The organism is Pseudonocardia sp. OZ21, from assembly GCF_059359135.1.
The window spans coordinates 20,454-38,064 of record NZ_JCADBN010000002.1 but is presented as its reverse complement, the minus strand read 5'-3'; the positions used below and the strand labels follow the sequence as shown (position 1 = coordinate 38,064).

19 protein-coding genes and 1 pseudogene are annotated in these 17,611 nt (G+C 73.0%); 7 read left to right on the top strand and 13 right to left on the bottom strand.

From position 1 onward, the window contains the following. The first annotated feature begins 103 nt into the window (after positions 1–103). Together AC5L35_RS03875 and AC5L35_RS03870 are read left to right on the top strand one after the other, a co-directional pair. A complete protein-coding gene (locus AC5L35_RS03875; protein WP_495058131.1) occupies positions 104–2,014 on the top strand; it encodes a protein kinase domain-containing protein in 1,911 nt (636 codons plus the stop codon). Then, the gene (locus AC5L35_RS03870; RefSeq protein ID WP_495058130.1) at positions 2,011–3,183 is read left to right on the top strand and encodes a heparan-alpha-glucosaminide N-acetyltransferase domain-containing protein; all 1,173 of its coding nucleotides are present in this window, start codon (positions 2,011–2,013) and stop codon (positions 3,181–3,183) included. Before AC5L35_RS03875 ends, AC5L35_RS03870 begins: the two co-directional genes overlap by 4 nt. Before the next feature lie 13 nt (positions 3,184–3,196). On the opposite strand, the gene AC5L35_RS03865 is transcribed toward AC5L35_RS03870, so the two are convergent. From AC5L35_RS03865 to AC5L35_RS03840, 6 genes are all read right to left on the bottom strand, one after another. Next, a complete protein-coding gene (locus tag AC5L35_RS03865) occupies positions 3,197–3,949 on the bottom strand; it encodes a sulfite exporter TauE/SafE family protein (RefSeq protein WP_495058129.1) in 753 nt (250 codons plus the stop codon). Between the two features lie 9 nt (positions 3,950–3,958). Beyond that, complete coding sequence (locus AC5L35_RS03860; protein ID WP_495058128.1) at positions 3,959–6,301, bottom strand: ATP-binding cassette domain-containing protein; 2,343 nt, start codon at positions 6,299–6,301, stop codon at positions 3,959–3,961. A 98-nt stretch (positions 6,302–6,399) separates the two neighbouring features. Further along, on the bottom strand, positions 6,400–6,864 hold the full coding sequence (locus AC5L35_RS03855) for a nitroreductase/quinone reductase family protein (RefSeq protein WP_495058127.1): 465 nt from the start codon (positions 6,862–6,864) through the stop codon (positions 6,400–6,402). Further along, positions 6,861–7,673: an ABC transporter permease gene (locus AC5L35_RS03850; protein WP_495058686.1), complete on the bottom strand. Its 813-nt coding sequence runs from the start codon at positions 7,671–7,673 to the stop codon at positions 6,861–6,863. The genes AC5L35_RS03855 and AC5L35_RS03850 overlap by 4 nt, the downstream gene beginning before the upstream one ends. Positions 7,674–7,717: 44 nt before the next feature. Continuing rightward, entirely contained in the window at positions 7,718–8,692 is a 975-nt protein-coding gene (locus AC5L35_RS03845; RefSeq protein ID WP_495058126.1) for an ATP-binding cassette domain-containing protein, read from the bottom strand. A gap of 115 nt (positions 8,693–8,807) precedes the next feature. Then, the gene (locus AC5L35_RS03840) at positions 8,808–9,173 is read right to left on the bottom strand and encodes a YybH family protein (RefSeq protein WP_495058125.1); all 366 of its coding nucleotides are present in this window, start codon (positions 9,171–9,173) and stop codon (positions 8,808–8,810) included. A gap of 98 nt (positions 9,174–9,271) precedes the next feature. Between AC5L35_RS03840 and AC5L35_RS03835 the strand changes: the two genes are divergently transcribed. Further along, positions 9,272–10,159: a LysR family transcriptional regulator gene (locus AC5L35_RS03835; RefSeq protein ID WP_495058124.1), complete on the top strand. Its 888-nt coding sequence runs from the start codon at positions 9,272–9,274 to the stop codon at positions 10,157–10,159. Between the two features lie 16 nt (positions 10,160–10,175). On the opposite strand, the gene AC5L35_RS03830 is transcribed toward AC5L35_RS03835, so the two are convergent. After that, entirely contained in the window at positions 10,176–10,775 is a 600-nt protein-coding gene (locus AC5L35_RS03830; RefSeq protein ID WP_495058123.1) for a PadR family transcriptional regulator, read from the bottom strand. 167 nt (positions 10,776–10,942) lie between these two features. On the opposite strand from AC5L35_RS03830, the gene AC5L35_RS03825 reads away from it, so the two are divergent. Continuing rightward, on the top strand, positions 10,943–11,569 hold the full coding sequence (locus AC5L35_RS03825) for a DUF4232 domain-containing protein (RefSeq protein ID WP_495058122.1): 627 nt from the start codon (positions 10,943–10,945) through the stop codon (positions 11,567–11,569). Between the two features lie 33 nt (positions 11,570–11,602). Here the strand turns inward: AC5L35_RS03825 and AC5L35_RS03820 are convergent, their stop codons facing one another. Then, positions 11,603–12,010, bottom strand: coding sequence for a DUF2000 family protein (locus AC5L35_RS03820; protein WP_495058121.1), 408 nt, complete (start codon positions 12,008–12,010; stop codon positions 11,603–11,605). A gap of 49 nt (positions 12,011–12,059) precedes the next feature. Between AC5L35_RS03820 and AC5L35_RS03815 the strand changes: the two genes are divergently transcribed. Further along, a complete protein-coding gene (locus AC5L35_RS03815) occupies positions 12,060–12,833 on the top strand; it encodes an AraC family transcriptional regulator (protein WP_495058120.1) in 774 nt (257 codons plus the stop codon). Here the strand turns inward: AC5L35_RS03815 and AC5L35_RS03810 are convergent. Then, positions 12,818–12,940 carry a hypothetical protein gene (locus AC5L35_RS03810; protein WP_495058119.1) on the bottom strand — a complete coding sequence of 41 codons (123 nt, stop codon included), beginning with the start codon at positions 12,938–12,940 and terminating at the stop codon, positions 12,818–12,820. The two genes, AC5L35_RS03815 and AC5L35_RS03810, sit on opposite strands and share 16 nt — an antisense overlap. 94 nt (positions 12,941–13,034) lie before the next feature. Continuing rightward, positions 13,035–13,592: pseudogene (locus AC5L35_RS03805) on the bottom strand (LLM class flavin-dependent oxidoreductase); the annotation flags it as partial. A 240-nt stretch (positions 13,593–13,832) separates the two neighbouring features. On the opposite strand from AC5L35_RS03805, the gene AC5L35_RS03800 reads away from it, so the two are divergent. Further along, on the top strand, positions 13,833–14,084 hold the full coding sequence (locus AC5L35_RS03800; protein ID WP_495058118.1) for a hypothetical protein: 252 nt from the start codon (positions 13,833–13,835) through the stop codon (positions 14,082–14,084). A gap of 17 nt (positions 14,085–14,101) precedes the next feature. Here AC5L35_RS03800 and AC5L35_RS03795 read toward each other — a convergent pair whose 3' ends face one another. Continuing rightward, the gene (locus AC5L35_RS03795; protein WP_495058117.1) at positions 14,102–14,983 is read right to left on the bottom strand and encodes an alpha/beta fold hydrolase; all 882 of its coding nucleotides are present in this window, start codon (positions 14,981–14,983) and stop codon (positions 14,102–14,104) included. Between the two features lie 49 nt (positions 14,984–15,032). Beyond that, positions 15,033–15,437 (bottom strand): TetR family transcriptional regulator C-terminal domain-containing protein, encoded by a 405-nt coding sequence (locus AC5L35_RS03790; protein WP_495058116.1) that lies wholly within the window; start codon positions 15,435–15,437, stop codon positions 15,033–15,035. Positions 15,438–15,528: 91 nt separating this feature from the next. On the opposite strand from AC5L35_RS03790, the gene mgrA reads away from it, so the two are divergent. Beyond that, the gene (gene mgrA, locus AC5L35_RS03785) at positions 15,529–16,572 is read left to right on the top strand and encodes an L-glyceraldehyde 3-phosphate reductase (protein WP_495058115.1); all 1,044 of its coding nucleotides are present in this window, start codon (positions 15,529–15,531) and stop codon (positions 16,570–16,572) included. Here the strand turns inward: mgrA and AC5L35_RS03780 are convergent. After that, the gene (locus AC5L35_RS03780; RefSeq protein ID WP_495058114.1) at positions 16,541–17,605 is read right to left on the bottom strand and encodes a sigma-70 family RNA polymerase sigma factor; all 1,065 of its coding nucleotides are present in this window, start codon (positions 17,603–17,605) and stop codon (positions 16,541–16,543) included. The two genes, mgrA and AC5L35_RS03780, sit on opposite strands and share 32 nt — an antisense overlap. Between the last annotated feature and the right edge of the window lie 6 nt (positions 17,606–17,611).

Genomic DNA, 17,611 nt, shown 5'->3' with positions numbered 1-17,611 from the left:
GTCGCATCCGTCAGAGTTCGTCCGGATGCCGCCGAGAAGTGCCCTGCGCCACCCTGACCTGACACGGTGATGCCATAGTTGGAATGGACGGATCCATGGGCTGGTGGAGGGGGAACATCTCGTGGACGGCCTGACCGGCCTGGTGGCCCAGTTGATCGCGGGCCTGCGTGGGCTGGTGCCTCCCGACGTGTGCCCCGGGGGGTGGCCGTGGGCGGTGTCCGTGCTGGGTATCGCGGTCGGGTTGCTGCCCACTGCCGGCCTCGTGGTCGTGGCCGGGTTGCGCAGGCGGATCGGGTCGCGGTACGGGTTCGGCGAGTCCACGTTGCTGGTGGGCACCGGGCTGCTCGCCGCGGGGTTACTGCCCCTGCTGGCCTTCGCCGCCACCGGTGAGGTGTTCCGGCTCGCCGCGGCGGGGTCCGACGTTCCCGGCCTGAGCGGCGCCGATCTCGACGACCTGGGAAGCGCGGTGTGCGTCGCGGGGCCGCAGTCGTCCTACCTCGGCGGCTACAGCGTCGCCAACGCGTTCGACGTGTCGCGGCCGGTCGAGTTCGGGCTCGCGGTGGTGCTGCTGGCCGGGTTCCCCGTCGTCGCAGGCATGTTCGTGGCCGTGCAGGCGCGGCTCGCGCTGCGCCGCGGCCCGACGTGGCCGTCCAAGTTCTTCTGGCTGCCGGTCCTCGCGCTGGTCTTCCTCACCGCCGACACCCCGGCTGGAGCGTCGGGCCACCTGTGGCTCGGGTTCACCGCCGGGTCCTTCCTCGGGATCTTCGTGGTGCTGATCGCGGGCGTGCCGTCCCGGGAGACGGTGCGCCGCTCACTCGCGCAGCCCGTGCCGCGGCCCGCCGCCGATCCGCGCCCGGCCGTCGCAGGCCGGGCACCGTCGATGCAGTCCGCGCGGTCCGCGCCGTCCGCCGTCGCGGACGCGCAGGCCCGGCCCAAGCTCTCCGACCGGCTCGCCGAGCGTTTCGCCGCCCGGGAAGCAGCCCCGCCCGTCGTGCCCGTGCCGCGGTCGGCGCCGCTGGACCGTGGCCCCCAGGCTCCGCTGGACCGCGGTCCGCAGGCGCCGGTCGGACCGCCGGTCCGGGTGGGTGCCCCACCCCCCACGCTCGTCGGCGCGCCGCTGCCCGTCGCCCCGCCGCTCACCGGGGCCGGAGGCTCGGCCGCCGCACCCCGGTTCCGGCTCGTCCGCAGGCTCGGTTCCGGTGGGTTCGGGCGGGTGTGGCTCGCCGACGACGCCCGGCTCGGCCATCCCGTGGCGCTGAAGGCCGCCCACGCCCCGGACGCCGAGACCGAACAGCGGATCCAGCGGGAGGCGAGGGCGCTCGCGGCCGTGCGTCACCCCCACTGCGTGCGCATCCACGACCTGGTGCCCGCGGCGAGCGACCCGGGGCTGGCCGAACTCGACGGCATGGTCATCGTCATGGAGTACGTCGACGGCGCCTCTCTCGGTGAGCTGGTGCGCACCCGGGGCACCCTCGACGACGTGGCCGCGGCCCGGATCTGGGCGGGGGTCGCGGGTGCTCTCGATGCTGCGCACGCCCGCGGGGTGATGCACCGCGACGTCAAGCCGGGCAACGTCGTCGTCGACCCGGGCGGTCTGGCGCACCTGATCGACTTCGGCATCGCCCGCAAGACCGGCGACGCGACGATGACACTGGCGGGTTTCGTGCTCGGCACGCCCGACTTCCTCGCGCCCGAGGTGGCCTGCGGTGAGCGGGCCACCCCCGCGTCCGACTCCTGGCAGCTCGCGGCCACCATCTCCTACGCGCTCACCGGGCACCCCCCTCGCGGCGGCCACCCCGACGCCGTGTCCGGGCTGCGAGCGGCGGCCTCGGGCGCCCCGCTGTCCCATCTGCCGAGGCGGTCGGCCCATCTCGCGCTCCTGCACGCGGGGATGGACAACGACCCCACGCGCCGGCCCCCGCTGCGGGCCGTTCAGCGGGCGCTGGAGGACTGGATGCGCCGCAGCGGTGTCCTTCCCAGCAGCCAGATGACGGCCGGTACGCGAGGCCGGTGACGGGCGTCGGGCCGGCCGGCCTCCCCACGTCCCGCACCGGGCGGATCCTCGGTGTCGACGCGGCCCGCGCCGTGGCGCTGGTGGGCATGTTCGCCACGCACATCCTGCCGTTGCGCGCGGGCGGAGCCGAGACGCCGACCGGGCTGATCGCCGATGGCAGGGCCTCGGCGCTCTTCGCCGTGCTGGCCGGGGTGGGGATCGCGCTGTCCACCGGCGGCCCGGTGCGTCCGGCCGGGGGCCGGGTCCACCTCGCGGCCGCCGCCGGGCTGATCGTGCGTGGGGTGCTGGTGGGACTGCTCGGCCTGGCACTCGCCGGTCTCGACCCGCCGGTCGCGGTGATCCTGGCCTACTACGGGGTGCTGTTCGTGGTGGCCACTCCGCTGCTGCGGCTACCGGTACCCGCGCTTGCGGCGGGTGCGGTGCTGGCCTGCGTCGTGACCCCGCTGGTCAGCCTGCTGCTCCGGCGCGGGCTTCCCGCCGGGCCGGGGGAGCAGCCCGGTCTCGCGGCGCTCGCCGAGCCGGGTGCGCTGCTGGAGACGCTCACGCTCACCGGCTACTACCCGGTGCTGCAGTGGACCACCTACCTGCTCGCCGGGATGGCGGTGGGCCGGCTGGATCTGCGCAGCGTCCGCGTCGGGTGGGGTCTGCTGGCCGGCGGGGCGGCGCTCGCCCTGCTGACCGCGGCCACGTCGGCCCTGCTGCTCGGCCCGGGTGGCGGAGCCGCGGTGCTCGGCCCGTCGGTACTACAGCAGCGCCGCTACGGCACCACCCCCACCGACACGTGGTGGTGGCTCGCGGTCGACATCCCGCATTCCGGCGCCTCCCTCGACCTCGCCCACACCACAGGCACCGCGCTGGCCGTGCTGGGGGCGATGCTGGTGCTGGCGCACCGGGCCCGGCCGCTGGTCCTGGTGCCGGCGGCCGTGGGTGCGGCGCCGCTGACGCTCTACACGCTGCACGTCGTCGCGCTGGCCGTCTACCCGGGCACGGGGCCGGACGGGAGGGCGGGCGATGGCGCCCTCTGGCTCGGTCACGTACTGGCCGCCACGGCGATCGGCGTCGCCCTGTGGCTGTGTGGACGGCGCGGCCCGCTGGAGTCCGTGGTGTCCGGGACCGCCCGCCGGGTGCGGCGGCTGCTGGACCCCGCGCCGTCGGCACCGGCCCGCTGACCCCCGAAGGCGGTCAGAACGCCTGCACGGCCAGAACGGCGGCCAGAACCAGCCCGGCGAGCCCGATCCCGACGCGCAGCACCGACGCGGGCAGCCTGCGGGCCAGTGCGGGCCCTGTCCAGCCGCCGACGAGCAGACCGATGGCCAGGGGGAGCACCGCCCACCACTGCACCGGCCCGAACACCGCGAAGCCGACGGCGGCGATGCCGTTGGCCAGCCCGAGCAGCACGTTCTTGAGTGCGTTTCCCTGCAGCAGCGAGACCGGCAGGCCCACCAGCAGCAGCGCCAGCATCAGCACGCCGGCTGCGGCGCCGAAGTAGCCGCCGTACACCGAGACGGCCACGATCCCGGCGATGACGGCCGGGCTCGTTCGGTGCGACGACGCGGTGACGGCCGCCGACTTGATCAGGGGCTGCAGGAGCAGCGCGAGCGACGCGCCGGCGACGAGGAACGGCACGACCCGCTGGAACAGTCCGTCGGGAGTCACCAGCAACAGGCCGGCGCCCGCGGCGCCCCCGCCCACCGCGAGCAGCGCGAAGCGGCGGACGGACGGCCCCTGGCCGGTGAGCTCCGGCCGGGACCCGGCGGTGGAGCCGACGGAGCTGAACGCCAGCGCGACCGTGTTGGTGACGTTGGCCGCCGTCGCGGGAATGCCCGCGGCGAGCAGCGCGGGATAGGAGAACAGCGACGCCAGCCCGGCCATCGACCCGGAGAGACCCGCCGCTACACCGGCCCCGACCAGCAGGAGGAAGGTGCCGATGACCACGGGGAAAGCCTAATCGCGCGCTGTTGCCGAACCGCCCGGGACGGCTGCGACCTCGCCCACACCCGTCGTGCCGGACGTCATCGGCGCGCTCGCCGCCGTCCCGAGATAGCGGGCCAGGTGCTCACCGGTGAACGACGCCGGGGTCGTCGCCAGCTGTGCGGGCGGGCCCTCGAAAACCACCTGGCCGCCGGCGTCCCCGCCGTCGGGGCCCAGGTCGATCACCCAGTCCGCGTGCGCGATGACGTCGAGGTTGTGCTCCACGACGATCACCGAGCTGCCCCCCTCGACGAGCCGGTCGAGCAGCCCCAGCAGGTGCCCGCAGTCGGACATGTGCAGGCCGGTGGTCGGCTCGTCGAGCACGTAGATGTTGCCCTTCTCGTGCAGCCGCCCGGCGAGCTTGAGCCGCTGGCACTCGCCGCCCGAGAGCGTGGAGAGCGGCTGACCGAGCGTCAGGTAGCCCAGGCCGACGTCCACCACGGCCTGCAGCCGCTTGCGGATGTCGCGGGCGGTGAAGAACTCCAGCGCCTGCTCGGCGGTCATGTCGAGGGCGTCGGAGATCGACTTTCCGTTGACGGTGAGGGCGAGCACCTCGTCGGTGTAGCGCCTGCCCCCGCAGTCGGTGCACGTGGAGCGAACGCCGTCGAGGAAGGCGAGGTCGGTGTAGACCACGCCGAGGCCGTTGCAGCCTGGGCACGCGCCCGCGGAGTTGAAGCTGAACAGCGCGGGCTTGACGCCGGTCTCCTTGGCGTAGAGCTTGCGGATGGGGTCCATCACGCCGGTCCAGGTGGCCGGGGTGGAGCGGATGGACGTGGACACCGCGGTCTGGTCGACGACGATCGCCTCGGGGTGTTGCGGGACGAGCACCTCGCGGACGAGCGTGCTCTTGCCCGACCCGGCCACCCCGGTGAGCGCCACGAGCACGCCGAGCGGGATGTCCACGTCGAACCCGCGCAGGTTGTTGGCCGAGGCGTTCTCCAGGCGCAGCTGCCCCGCGGGGGTGCGTGGCTTCTCCCGCAGCGTGACCTGCCGGTGCAGGAACTCCCCGGTCAGCGTGCCCGACGACGCGAGGCCCGCCACCTCGCCCTCGTAGACGATCCGGCCGCCCCCGGTGCCTGCCCGCGGACCGAGCTCGACGACGTGGTCGGCCGCCGTGATGACGTCCGAGTCGTGCTCGACGACGAGCACGGTGTTGCCCTTGTCGCGCAGCCGGTGCAGCAGCGCGTTCATCCGCCCGACGTCGCGGGGGTGCAGCCCGATCGTCGGCTCGTCGAACACGTACATGACGTCCACCAGCGACGACCCGAGGTGGCGCACCATCTTGATCCGCTGCGACTCCCCGCCCGACAACGTGGACGTCTCGCGGTCGAGCGTGAGGTACCCCAGCCCCATGTCGATCAGCGCCCCGACGCGGGTGAGGGCCTCGTCCACGAGCGGCGCGACCTCGGGCGTGCGGAGCGTGGCGAGCACGGTGCGCAGCGACCCCAGGTCGAGCGCGGTGAGTGAGGGCAGCGTGTGTCCGTCCACCGTCGCCGTCCGGGGCGCCTCGGCCAGCCGCGTGCCGCCACAGCCGGGGCAGCGCACCGACGTGGTGTACGCGGCCACGGCCTCGCGCTTGGCGTCGGACGCCTCCTCCACGTCCACGAAGAGCCGGTTGAACTTGGTCTCGACACCCTCGAAGTCGACCTTCATCGACTTGCGCCCGACGAACTGCAGCGTCACCTTCTCGTCGGCGCCGTGGAGCAGGAGCTTCCACTCCTCATCGGTGTAGTCGCGCAGCGGCTTGTCGAGGTCGAACCGGCCCGACCCGGCGTAGGTGTGCCAGTACCAGCTGTCGACGGCCCAGTTCCGGTGCCGGATCGCGCCCTCGTTGAGCGACTTGGACCGGTCGAACATCTTGTCGTGGTCGAGCTGGATCTTCCGGCCGATGCCCTTGCACTCGGGGCACATGCCCGCTGGGTCGTTGAACCCGAAGACGTTGCTGTACCCGAGGTGCGGCGTGCTGCGGCGGGAGAACAGCAGCCGCAGGAACGAGTTGATGTCGGTGACGGTGCCCAGCGTGGAGCGGCTCCCGCCGCCCAGCCGCTTCTGGTCGACGACGATCGCCGTGGAAAGGTTCTCGATCAGGTCGGCGTCGGGCTGGCCCAGCTTCGGCAGGAAGCCTCGCACGAACGCGGAGAACGTCTCGTTGAGCTGGCGCTGCGCCTCCGCCGCGATCGTGTCGAAGACCAGCGACGACTTGCCCGATCCGGACACCCCGACGAACGCGGTGATCTGCCGCTTCGGGATCCGGACGGACACGTCGTGCAGGTTGTTCTCCCGCGCGCCCGTGACGGTGATGAACTCCTGCTGCATGCGGCTCCTCGTGGCTGCGCCCTGAGTGGGTGGGCTCGGCGGTCGGTACAGGGAGGACCCACCCCGGGTCCCGATCTCATCGGTGACGCCGGAGGCGCTCACCCCGCCCCGTCCTGCGGGGTCTCCAGCCGGAACACCGCGCACCGGCCGGCCAGCGCCTCGAACGCATCCGGTGTGGACTCGGAGACGACGCCGGCGTCCTGCATGATCTTCGCGCCCTCCGGGATGCGCACGGGCCAGGCCCGCAGGACGGGCACGGCCGCCGCGGGGTCGAGCTCGACCAGCCGCACCCGTTCCTGCGTGCGTCCGACGCTCAAGGTGCCCACGCCCGCGGCGCGGGCGTTGGCGGCCCAGTCCGCTCCCGGGAAACCGGCCAGGAGGTAGCGGTGCCCGTCCATGTCCAGAACGGACAGGGGCGTGCGGCGCGGCTCGCCACTGCGCCGTCCGGGCACGGTGAGGACGGGCAGGTCGCGCATCCCGAGCCCGAGGCGCTGCATCGTCATCAGCACGCGGTTCATCGGCTTGAGCCAGCGCGGTGGCGTGCCGGTCTTCCTGGGGGTCATCGACTCATCTCCCGGTAGCGGTGGACGGACAACGGCGCGAACACCGCGACGATCACGAGTGGCCAGACCACGGCCATGAGGACGGGGTGCTGGGCGACCCACGAGTCGCCGCCCCATCCCGGGTTGCCGAAGAGCGCGCGGGTGGCCGCGGCGGTGGACGACAGCGGGTTCCACTCCGCGACCGCCCCGACCACGAGCGGCATCGTCGACGGGGCGACGAACAGCCCCGACAGGAACCCGAACGGGAACTCGAGCGTCTGCACGGCGGTCACCGCGCCGGGGCTGCGCACCAGAAGGCCCAGGTAGATGCCCACCCAGAGCAGCGCGAACCGCAGCAGCAGGAGCAGCCCGACCGCCGCCGCGAACGCCACCGGGCCGCCGGAGGGTCGCCAGCCGACCGCGAGGCCCACCAGCAGCAGCGCGCCGAGCGTGATCGTCGAGGTCACCATGTCGGCCGCCGCTCGCCCGACCAGCACCGCCGACGGTGCCATGGGCATCGAGCGGAACCGGTCGGTGATCCCGCGCTGCGCGTCGGTGACCACGGCGACCATCGTGGCCGACAGCCCGAACAGCATGGTCATCGTGAACAGGCCGGGCAGCAGGGCCTGCCGGTAGTCGCCGCCGCCCGGCACGGCCATCATCCCGCCGAGGAGGAACGCGAACATCAGCACGAGCAGGATCGGGAACCCGATCGCGCCCGCCAGCTCCGCGGGCTGGTGGCGCAGGTGCGCGAGGTAGCGGCTGGTGAGAGTGGCGGCGTCGGTCAGGGCCCAGCGCAGCCGGGAGCCCGGCGCGGGCAGCACGGCCATGTCCCCGGCGTGGCTCGTGTCGGGTTCGGTACCCGCCGGTGCGCTCACGCCGCCACCTCCACCGTCGGCGCGCCCGTGAGCTGCAGGAACACCTCGTCGAGGGTCGGGCGGCGGACCGTGAGGTCCTCGGCGTCGATGCCCTCGTCCCGCAGCCCGTGCACCATCGCCGCGAGCGCCGCCATGCGGTCTTCGACGGGCGCGGCCACGCGCCGGGTGGGGGCGTCCACCTCGGGCTCGCGGCCGGTCACCCGCCCGACCAACGCCGCCGCAGCCGCCAGGTCGGCGGGATGGCGCACGACCAGGTCGATCCGATCGCCGCCGATCCGCGACCGCAGCTCGTCCGGCGTGCCCTCGGCGATCACCCGGCCACCCGTCTCGCCCACGTGCGCGAGCACCGAGATCCGGTCCGCCAGCTGGTCGGCCTCGTCGAGGTACTGCGTCGTCAGGAGCACGGTCGTGCCGCCGGCGACGAGCGCCCGCACGGCGTCCCACACCTCCGCCCGGCCCCGGGGATCGAGGCCCGTGGTCGGCTCGTCGAGGAACAGCACGGCGGGCGCGAGGATCATGCTCACCGCCAGGTCCAGGCGCCTGCGCATCCCGCCGGAGTAGCGCCCGACGGGTCGGCTCGCCGCCCCGGTCAGCCCGAACCGCTCCAGCAGGTGGTCGGCGCGGCTGCGGGCGCCCGCGGGGGAGAGGTGGAACAGCCGGCCGAACATCACCAGGTTGCGCCTGCCGTCGAGGATCTCGTCGACGGCGGCGTACTGGCCGACGAGCCCGATCTGCCGCCGCACGTCCACTGCCTGCGTCCCCACGTCGAACCCGGCGATGGTGGCGCGGCCGCTGTCGGCGCGCAGCAGCGTGGTGAGGATGCGGATGGCGGTGGTCTTGCCTGCCCCGTTGGGGCCGAGCAGTCCGTGCACCGTGCCGGGCGGCACGGAGAGGTCGAACCCGTCGAGTGCGAGGGCGCCGGAGCCGGGGTAGCGCTTGCGGATCGCCTCGGCGGTGACGGCGGGGGTCATGTCCCTCCCGTTATATTCAAACTTGAGCCTGCGGGGCGCCGAGTGTGCACGACGGCCGCGCGGTATGCAAACTTGAATCGCCAGGAAGCGGACGGGCGTTACCCCGGGCGAGGGTTCAGCGGGCCGGGGGGACGAACTCGGGCTGGTCGAGCAGGCGCAGCCAGCTTCCGTCCGGCTGGCGCCGGACCACCTGCGCGCGGGCGCCCGCCCCGTCCTTCGGTGGCGTGGAGGTGAGGGCGATGTCGCCGCTGACCAGCGTCGGCAGCGGCTCCTCCCGTTCGAAGTGGGGGCGGTTCGCCAGCACCTTCGCCCACAGGTCGCGGATCGCCTCGCGGCCCACCGTCCGGCCGCCCGGCGGGTAGGCCAGTACGGCGTCCTCCTCGTAGAGAGCGGCCACGCCGGCCGCGTCCCCGGCGTTGGACCGCTCCACGAACAAGCGGGTGATGTCCTCGGGCCGCATGGCCTTCTCGTACTCCGTCACGACGTCCTCCTGGGGTAGTGGTCGCGCACATCCGAGGGTCGTCGCGTCCGGATCAGAAGTCCAACAGATGGTTCTGCTGGGAGCTAGTATCAGCAGTTATGGAACTGCGGCAGCTCGAGTACTTCGTCGCGGTCGCCGAGGAGCAGAACTTCACGCGCGCGGCCGAGCGGGTGCACATCAGCCAGTCCGGCGTCAGCGCCCAGATCCGCCGGCTGGAACGTGAGCTCGGTGCGGAGCTGTTCGACCGGTCGGCCCGCAGCGCCACCCTGACCGTCGCGGGGAAGGCCGCGCTCGAGCACGCCCGCGCCGCGCTCGCCGCCGCCGGTTCGGTCGGCGAGGCGGTGGGTGAGGTGGCCGAGCTGATCCGGGGCCGGCTCACCGTCGGGATGGTCATCGGCTGCACCGTCACACCGCTCTTCGACGCGCTCGCCACGTTCCACCGGGCACATCCCGGCGTGGAGATCTCGCTGCTGGAGGACAACTCCGACCGGCTCGTCGACGGCGTGCGCACCGGCACCCTCGACCTGGCTCTCATCGGCACCGCCGCCACCCCCGACGGCCTGGAGGCGCTGACGATCATCAGCGAGCGGCTCGTCGCGGCGGTCCCGCTGGGGCATCCCCTCGCGGGACGCGGGCGGGTCGGTCTGCGCGACCTGGTCGCCCACCCGATCGTCTGCATGCCACCCGGCACCGGCCTGCGCACGGTGCTCGACCAGGCCTGCGCGGCGCAGCACCTCCGGCCCGTGATCACGCTGCAGGCCAGCGCCGCGGACGCCATCGCCGACCTCGCAGGCCGCGGACTCGCGGTCGCCGTCCTCAGCAAGTCGATGGCCGCCCGCTACCGCGACCGGCTCACCACCGTCGCCATCGACGACGCCGACATCCCCGCCGTTCTCGCCCTGATCTGGCGCAGCTCGCACGGCCCCGGCCTGCGCGAGTTGCTCGTGCACAGCCGGCGGGCGTTCACCGAGCCCGACGGTGGCTAGCCGGAACGCCCATCGGTCAGTCGGGCGGGGGGTACGGCGGGAAGTGCAGGTCGGGCCAGCTGCCCGGCCTGCCGGGGGAGCGGGGTTCCCCGGCCATCGGGTACGCGCCTGCCTCGAGGCGCTCGATGAGCCCGCGCGTCCAGTCCGCGCTGCTCGCCGCGTTGTGCTCCCACAGTCCGAACAGCTCCCCGACGTGCGGCGGGTCGACCAGCGCGTCCACCTGGGCCCGCGCCTTGTCCCGTGTCTCCTCCAGCGTCGTCAACCGCTCGCGTAGCAACCGGATCGCCTCGGCGCGGGGGAGTGAGGGCAGCATGGCGAGCGCGGCCCCCAGGAAGTCGGGGCGAGGCTGGGGACGGCGCACGGCGTCGCGCAGCAGCCGCATGAACTCGGCCTCACCACGCTCGGTGATCTCGTAGTCGGTGCGGCCCGGGATGTCGTTGTGGTCGAGCAGGAAACCACTCTGGGTGAGCGACTTCAGCGCGTGGTAGATCGAGCCCCACTTGACGTTCGCCCACTCGTCGGCACCCCAGGACAGCAGGTCGTTGCCCACGCGGTAGCCGTGCGCCCGGCCGTACCCCCGCACGATCCCGAGCACCAGCAGTCGCGTCGCCGACATCCGCCACCTCTCGTCACGAACCGGCGCCAGGGTAGGACAGTCCCGGGCGCTCGCCCGATTGGATGATTGTCTGACACACAGTGTCGTGGCGCCGAGGGGTGGGCGCCCGCGAGGAGAACGGTGGAGCAGTGCGCGCACTGAAGAGGCACGGTAAGAGAACACGACAGATGCGGTGGGCCGTCGCAGGCTTCGTCGCACTCGCGGCGGTGGCGGGTTGTTCCGGAGGCACCGCACCGCCACCGGGATCGACGTCGGCGGCGGCGTCGGCCACCGCACCCGCGCCCACGGCGGCCCCCACCACCAGCGCGCAGCCTGCCGGGGCGCAGCCCACCGGCGGCGCGCAGCCGACCGGGAGCGGGGGCAGCACGGGACCGCAGCGATGCACCACGGCAGAGCTGTCGGTCTCGATGGGCCAGGGCGACGCGGGCGCCGGATCGGTGATGCAGCCGCTGGTGTTCACCAACACGGGGTCGCGGACCTGTGAGCTGCGCGGCTTCCCCGGGGTCTCCTACGTGGCAGGCGACGACGGCCACCAGGTGGGTTCGGCCGCGGAGATGTCGGGCGACCGCGGACCCGAGGTGGTCATCGCTCCGCGTGGCACCGCTGTGGCGCCACTGCGGCTGGTGAACGTCCTGAACTTCGACGCGGCGGCGTGCCGTCCGACCCCGGTGCGGGGCCTGCGCGTCTACCCGCCCGGCGACACCGCCTCGATCTTCGTCGCGAGGGAGGGCCAGGGCTGCGCGGCGACGCCGCCCGACCCGCAGCTGTTCGTGCAGACGATCACCCGTCCGTGATCCGGCACGAGCCGGTGGCCTGACCAGAGTCCCTCAGGGGTGCATCGTGGCGCCCCGGAGGACCTTGTCCACCGCGTTGCGCGAACCGTGCACGGCGAGGCCCACGAGCTTGAGGTCGTCGCGGGCCACCGCCCGGACCGCGGCGCGGTTGGCCTCGTCGTGCCCGGTCGTGAACAGCTCCTCGGTGAACACCGCCGCCGGCATCCCGCGGCGCACCGCGCGCTCGTGGGCGGCGGCGAGCACCTCGGCGTCACCGGCCAGCACGAGCACCGGCTGGCGGAACATCGGCAGATACGGCGTGCCGTCCGCGTCGGCGTACGGCTCACCGAGGAGCTCGGGGTTCGCCGCGATCCCACTGGCCAGGAAGGCGGTGACGTTCAGCCGCTGCCACATCTCCAGGTCGTCCCGGAGCAGCACGGCGATCTTGGTGTCGAAGCGCACCGGACGAGCGTGGCCCTGGCCGGCCCCACGGTTCTTGTACGTTGTTCACATGCCTGCGGTACGGGCCTGGGCCCCACCGGTGCCCGGCATCGTCGAGGTCTTCCACGCCGAGTTCACCGACCACGCCTACCCCGAGCACGCCCACGACACGTGGACGCTGCTCGTCGTCGACGAGGGCGCGATCCGCTACGACCTGGACCGCCACGAGCACGGCGCCCTCCGCCCGGGGGTCACGCTGCTCCCGCCGCACGTGGCCCACACCGGGCGCTCGGCCACCGACCACGGCTTCCGCAAGCGCGTGCTCTACGTCGACACGGCGGTGCTCGACGAGTCCCTGACCGGCGCTTCGGTCGACGCGCCGAGCTTCGACGACGATCCGCTCCGCACCCGGGTGGACCAGCTGCACCGGGTTCTGGCCGTCCCCGGCACCGCGCTCGAGGCCGAGAGCAGGCTCGCGCTGATCGCCGACCGGATCCGCAGGCACCTGCACGCCCCTGCCGTCGAACCCGCCCCCGACCGGCTCGCCGCGAACCTGCGTGACCTGCTGGACGACCACACCGTCCCGGGCCTCGCACTCCGCGATGCGGCCGCACTGCTGCACGCGCACCCCGCCCATCTGGTGCGCTGCTTCACCAGCGCGTACGGGCTCCCGCCGCATCGCTACCTCACCGGCCGCCGGATCGAGGCGGCCCGCCGCCGCCTGCTCGACGGTGAGCCGCCCGCCGACGTCGCGGTCGCCGTGGGGTTCCACGACCAGGCACATCTGCACCGGCACTTCACCCGCCACGTCGGGACCACACCCGGCCGTTACGCGCGGGGCTGAGCGCGGGCGAGCTCGGCGAAGAAGGCGACCGTGCGCGCCCGCTCGGCAGGGGGTCCCACCGGGCAGAGCTGGAACTCGGTGGCGCCGGCGTCGGCGAAGCGCCGCACCTCCTTCTCCAGCTCCGCCTCGTCACCGGCGACGACGGTGTCGGCCGGGCCGGCGAACCCGTCGCGGTCCAGGGAACGCCGGTAGCTGGGCAGCTCACCGGCGATGCCAGGCGTCCGCCACGTAGGCGCGGGCGGCGTCCGGATCGTGCGTCACGGTCGCGACCACGCCGACCACGACCTGCGGGGCCGGTCGTCCGGCGGTACCTGCGTGCACCTGCGGCACGACGTGCTCCGCGAGGCCCCGCGGGCCCGACCAGGTGGTGATCACGCCGTCGGCCCGCTCGCCCGCGAGCCGCAGACCGTGCGCCGCGAGCAGCAGCGGCGGTGGGGTCACCTCGGGGACGCTCACCCGGCCTGATGCCGTGACGGTCGCCGCTCTGACGTCGACGTCCTCGCCCCGCAGCGCCGGCGCGAGGACGGCCAGATGATCCTCGACGTGCTGCCCCGGGCGGGTCCACGGGTAGCCGTACCGGTTCTCGACGATCATCTGACGGCTCGGACCCACCCCGAGCGTGAGCCGGCCGCCCGTCGCGGCCTGGGTGGAGAGGGCCTGCGCGGCGAGGGACAGCGGGTGGTGCGGCCACGTCACCATGACCGCCGTGCCGAGCCCGATCCCCGGCGCCCGATCCCCGACCGCCGCGATCAGGGAGAGCGGGTCCCATCCCGTCCGCTGCCCGAACCACGCCCTGGCGAACCCGGGTCGAGGCGCGCTCGGTGCTCGCCGCGGTCGACCGGGTACGGGGCAGGCCGTCGAGCTGTGGCGCGACCCCCTCCACGTCGTGCTGCCGGCGGACCATCACGACGCGGGCAGGCGGCCGGTACCGATCGCCGTCCTGTCGGAGGTGGTGCTGCGACTCCCGAGCGATCCACCGACGCCACGCTCCACGACGCCGTGCTGGCCGCGTGCCGGGCCGCAGGCATCGCCCCGACTCTCGGGCGCCCGGTCCGTTCCGTCGAGGACGCCGTGGTCGAGATCGGACTGGGAGACCGCGCCGCAACGGTGGTTCTCGGGTGCGCCGGCGACGTCGCACCCGGTGTGGTGGTCCGGCCGCTGGACCCGCCGGTGGAGGTTCCCGGTCACCTGCTCGTCGCCCGCACGGATGGCCAGGACTGCCTCGACGCGCTCGCCGCGGCCTTCGCCTGAACCATTGACACCCTGAGCTAGAGAACCTCGGCCAGGAACGGCACCACCACCGCGGCCATCTCGTCCGGTACCTCCTCGGCGAGGTCGTGGCCCGCGTCGAAGACGTGACCGGTGACGTCGTGCGCCACGTCCAGCATCTGGGCTTCGTTGCGATCACCGATGAACGCCGACCCGCCGAGTGCCAGCACCGGTATGTCCAGCTTCTGCCGGGCGGCCTGCCGGTTCTGTTCGGCGTCGACGAGCATGGCGCGATAGATCGCCAGCATCGCGCGGATACCGCCCGGCATGGAGTAGCAGCGCACGTATTCGTCGACGGCCTCGGGGGTGGCGGTGTCGGGATAGGTGCGCTCGTACTTCAGCATGTAGGTGATGAGCTCTCGTTCGTGCCCGGCGATCAGCATCTCGGGAACGTCGGGCTGGAAGTAGAAACCCAGATGCCACAAGTGCATTCCGGTGGAGACGTTCTCCGGCGTGAGTGCGGTGCGGTCCTCGAAGCCGAATCCGGGTAAGAACGCCTCGGCGAACACGAGGGCGGTGACCTCGCCGCGGTGCCGGGCGGCGAGCTGGTAGCCGATCACCGCTCCCCAGTCCTCCCCGATCACGCTGTAGGACTCGTGCCCGAGGTGGGCCATCAGCGCGGCGATGTCGTCGCTCATGGTCGCGGAGTCGTATCCGTCCGCGGGGCGGGCGGAGTCGCCGAGACCACGAAGGTCGGGCACGACCACCGTGTGCTGCGCCGTCAGTTTCGGGACGAGATGCCGCCAGTGGTAGCTGGTCTTGGGCACGCCGTGCAGCAGCACCACCGCCGGACCGGATCCGCCCGTGCGGTAGTGGAGGCTCGTTCCGTTGACGGTGGCACGGCCCGTGCGGAGGGGGTCTCCCTGATGGCCGACGATCATTTCGTTCCAACTTTCTGGATCATTTGATACAGATTGAGGGCGTACGGGATCAGTCCAGGGCAGCCAGCGCGACCTCCACGAGAGGTTCGAGCACCCCGGCGTCCGGCGTGATCTTCGCGGAGATGAGCAGCCCGTTGAGGAAGGTGACGAGGAAGGCGGCCAGGGTGTGCGGGTCGTGGCGCGTGGAGATCTCGCCCCGCTCCGCCGCGCCGCGCAGCACGTCGGCGAGCGCGTCCCGGCCGGCGTCCTGCATGTCGCGCACGGTGCGCCGGGTCGCCTGGTCCTCCGGCAGGCGTTCGCACGCCGCGTTGGCCGCCAGGCAGCCCCGGCCGCCGTGTTCGACCGCGATCCGGACCCGCCCGACCAGCATCGAGCGGATCGCCGACCGCGCATCGCCCCCCTCGTCGAGGCTCCGCAGGGCCTCCGCCGCGAGGGTGGCACGGTAGCGCTCCACTGGATCGACCGCTCAAGAAAGGCAATCGGGGAGCGGGCGGGCACCCTCGGCCGGTCCGTGCCGGCCCGACCCGACGGGGCAGGATGGGCGTGTGACGTACCTTGCCGCAGCAGACCGCTACGAGTCCTTCCAGCCGGACGGCGGCACGTTCCGTCGTTGTGGGCGCAGCGGCCTGGATCTCCCCACGGTCTCGCTCGGGCTCTGGCACAACTTCGGCGACGACAAGCCGCTCGAGACGCAGCGCGCCATCCTGCGCCATGCGTTCGACCGCGGCATCACGCACTTCGACCTGGCCAACAACTACGGGCCGCCCTACGGCAGCGCGGAGAGCAACTTCGGCGCGATCTTCGCGCAGGACTTCCGCCCGTACCGCGACGAGCTGATCCTCTCCACCAAGGCCGGCTACGACATGTGGCCCGGCCCGTACGGCCAGGGCGGCGGGTCGCGGAAGTACCTGTTGGCGAGCCTCGACCAGTCACTCGCCCGGATGGGCGTGGACTACGTCGACATCTTCTACAGCCACCGCTTCGACCCCACCACGCCGCTCGAGGAGACGATGGGGGCGCTCGACACCGCGGTGCGCTCCGGCAAGGCGCTCTACGCCGGCATCTCGTCCTACAGCGGTGACCGCACGCGCGAGGCCGCCCGGATCCTGCGAGAGCTCGGCACGCCGCTGCTGATCCACCAGCCGTCGTACTCAATGCTCAACCGCTGGATCGAGGAGGACCTGCTCGACGTGCTGGGGGAGACGGGCGTGGGTTGCATCGCGTTCTCCCCGCTCGCGCAGGGCATGCTCACCAGCAAGTACCTCGACGGGGTGCCGGCCGGCTCACGCGCGACGCAGGGCAAGTCGCTCTCGCCCGACCTGCTCACCGACACGACCATCGCCCACGTCCGAGCACTCAACGAGATGGCGGCGGCCCGCAACCAGTCGCTCGCGCAGATGGCGCTGGCCTGGGCGCTGCGCGACTCCCGGGTGACGTCGGTGCTGGTCGGGGCCAGCAGCGTGCAGCAACTCGACGACAACCTCGGAGCGCTGGACAACCTCGGGTTCAGCACTGACGAGCTCGAGCGCATCGATCAGCACGCCGTGGATGCGGGGATCAACCTGTGGGCCCGCTCGGCGGAACGCTGACCGCGGCCGGAGGCTCCGCCGCTGGGGACGCGGCCGGCACCGGCTCGCCTGCCGCGTCGAGCCGCAGCGGGAGCCCGAACATCGGGAACAGCGTCTCCACGTCGAGGAACGAGCTGTAACCGCTGATCCGGCCCTGGCGGAACTCCAGTACCTGCACGGCCCACGCGTAGTAGCCGTCCTCATCGGGATGGCGCCGGTACTGACCGAAGCCGGGCTGTCCGTTGGCCTCGAGCGGCACCAGCCGGGAACCGGCGCAGCCGGCACCGTGCCCGCTGAACCACCTGCTGATCTGCTCGGGGCCCTGCAGCCACAGGTTGTAGGGGGGCATGTTGAGGACGGCGTCCTCGTGCAGCAGCGAGACCAGGGCGCCGATGTCGTACCGCTCGAACGCCTCCGCGTAGCGCGACAGCAGCGCGCGGTGGTCGTCGTCCATCTCGTCGACGGGCGCGGACCCGTCGAGGTTGTTCTCGGCCAGGGTGGCCCTCGCCCGCTGGAGCGCACTGTTGACCGAGGCGACAGTGGTGCCGAGCAGCTCGGCGACCTCGGACGCCTTCCACTGCAGCACCTCGCGCAGGATCAGCACCGCGCGCTGGCGGGCCGGCAGGTGCTGCAGCGCGGCCACGAACGCGAGCCGGACCGACTCCCGCGACACCGCCAGCTCGGCGGGGTCGGCCACGGTGGGCAGGACCCGGGCATCCGGGATGGGCTCGAGCCAGGAGATCTCGTTGGTGGGCTCCTTGACCGGCGCGTCGGCCGACCCGGCCGGGCCGAAGTCCATCGGCCGGGCCCGCCTCTTGCGACCGTCGAGCATCGTGAGACAGACGTTGGTGGCGATCTTGTACAGCCACGAGCGCACCGAGGACCGGCCCTCGAAGCGGTCGAACGAGCGCCACGCCCGCACCATCGTGTCCTGGACGGCGTCCTCGGCGTCGGCCGACGAACCGAGCATCCGGTAGCAGTACGCCGTGAGCTCGACCCGATGCTGCTCCCACGTGGTGGGCGGGACGGCATCGGCGGTGGCGAGATCGGTCATCCGGGT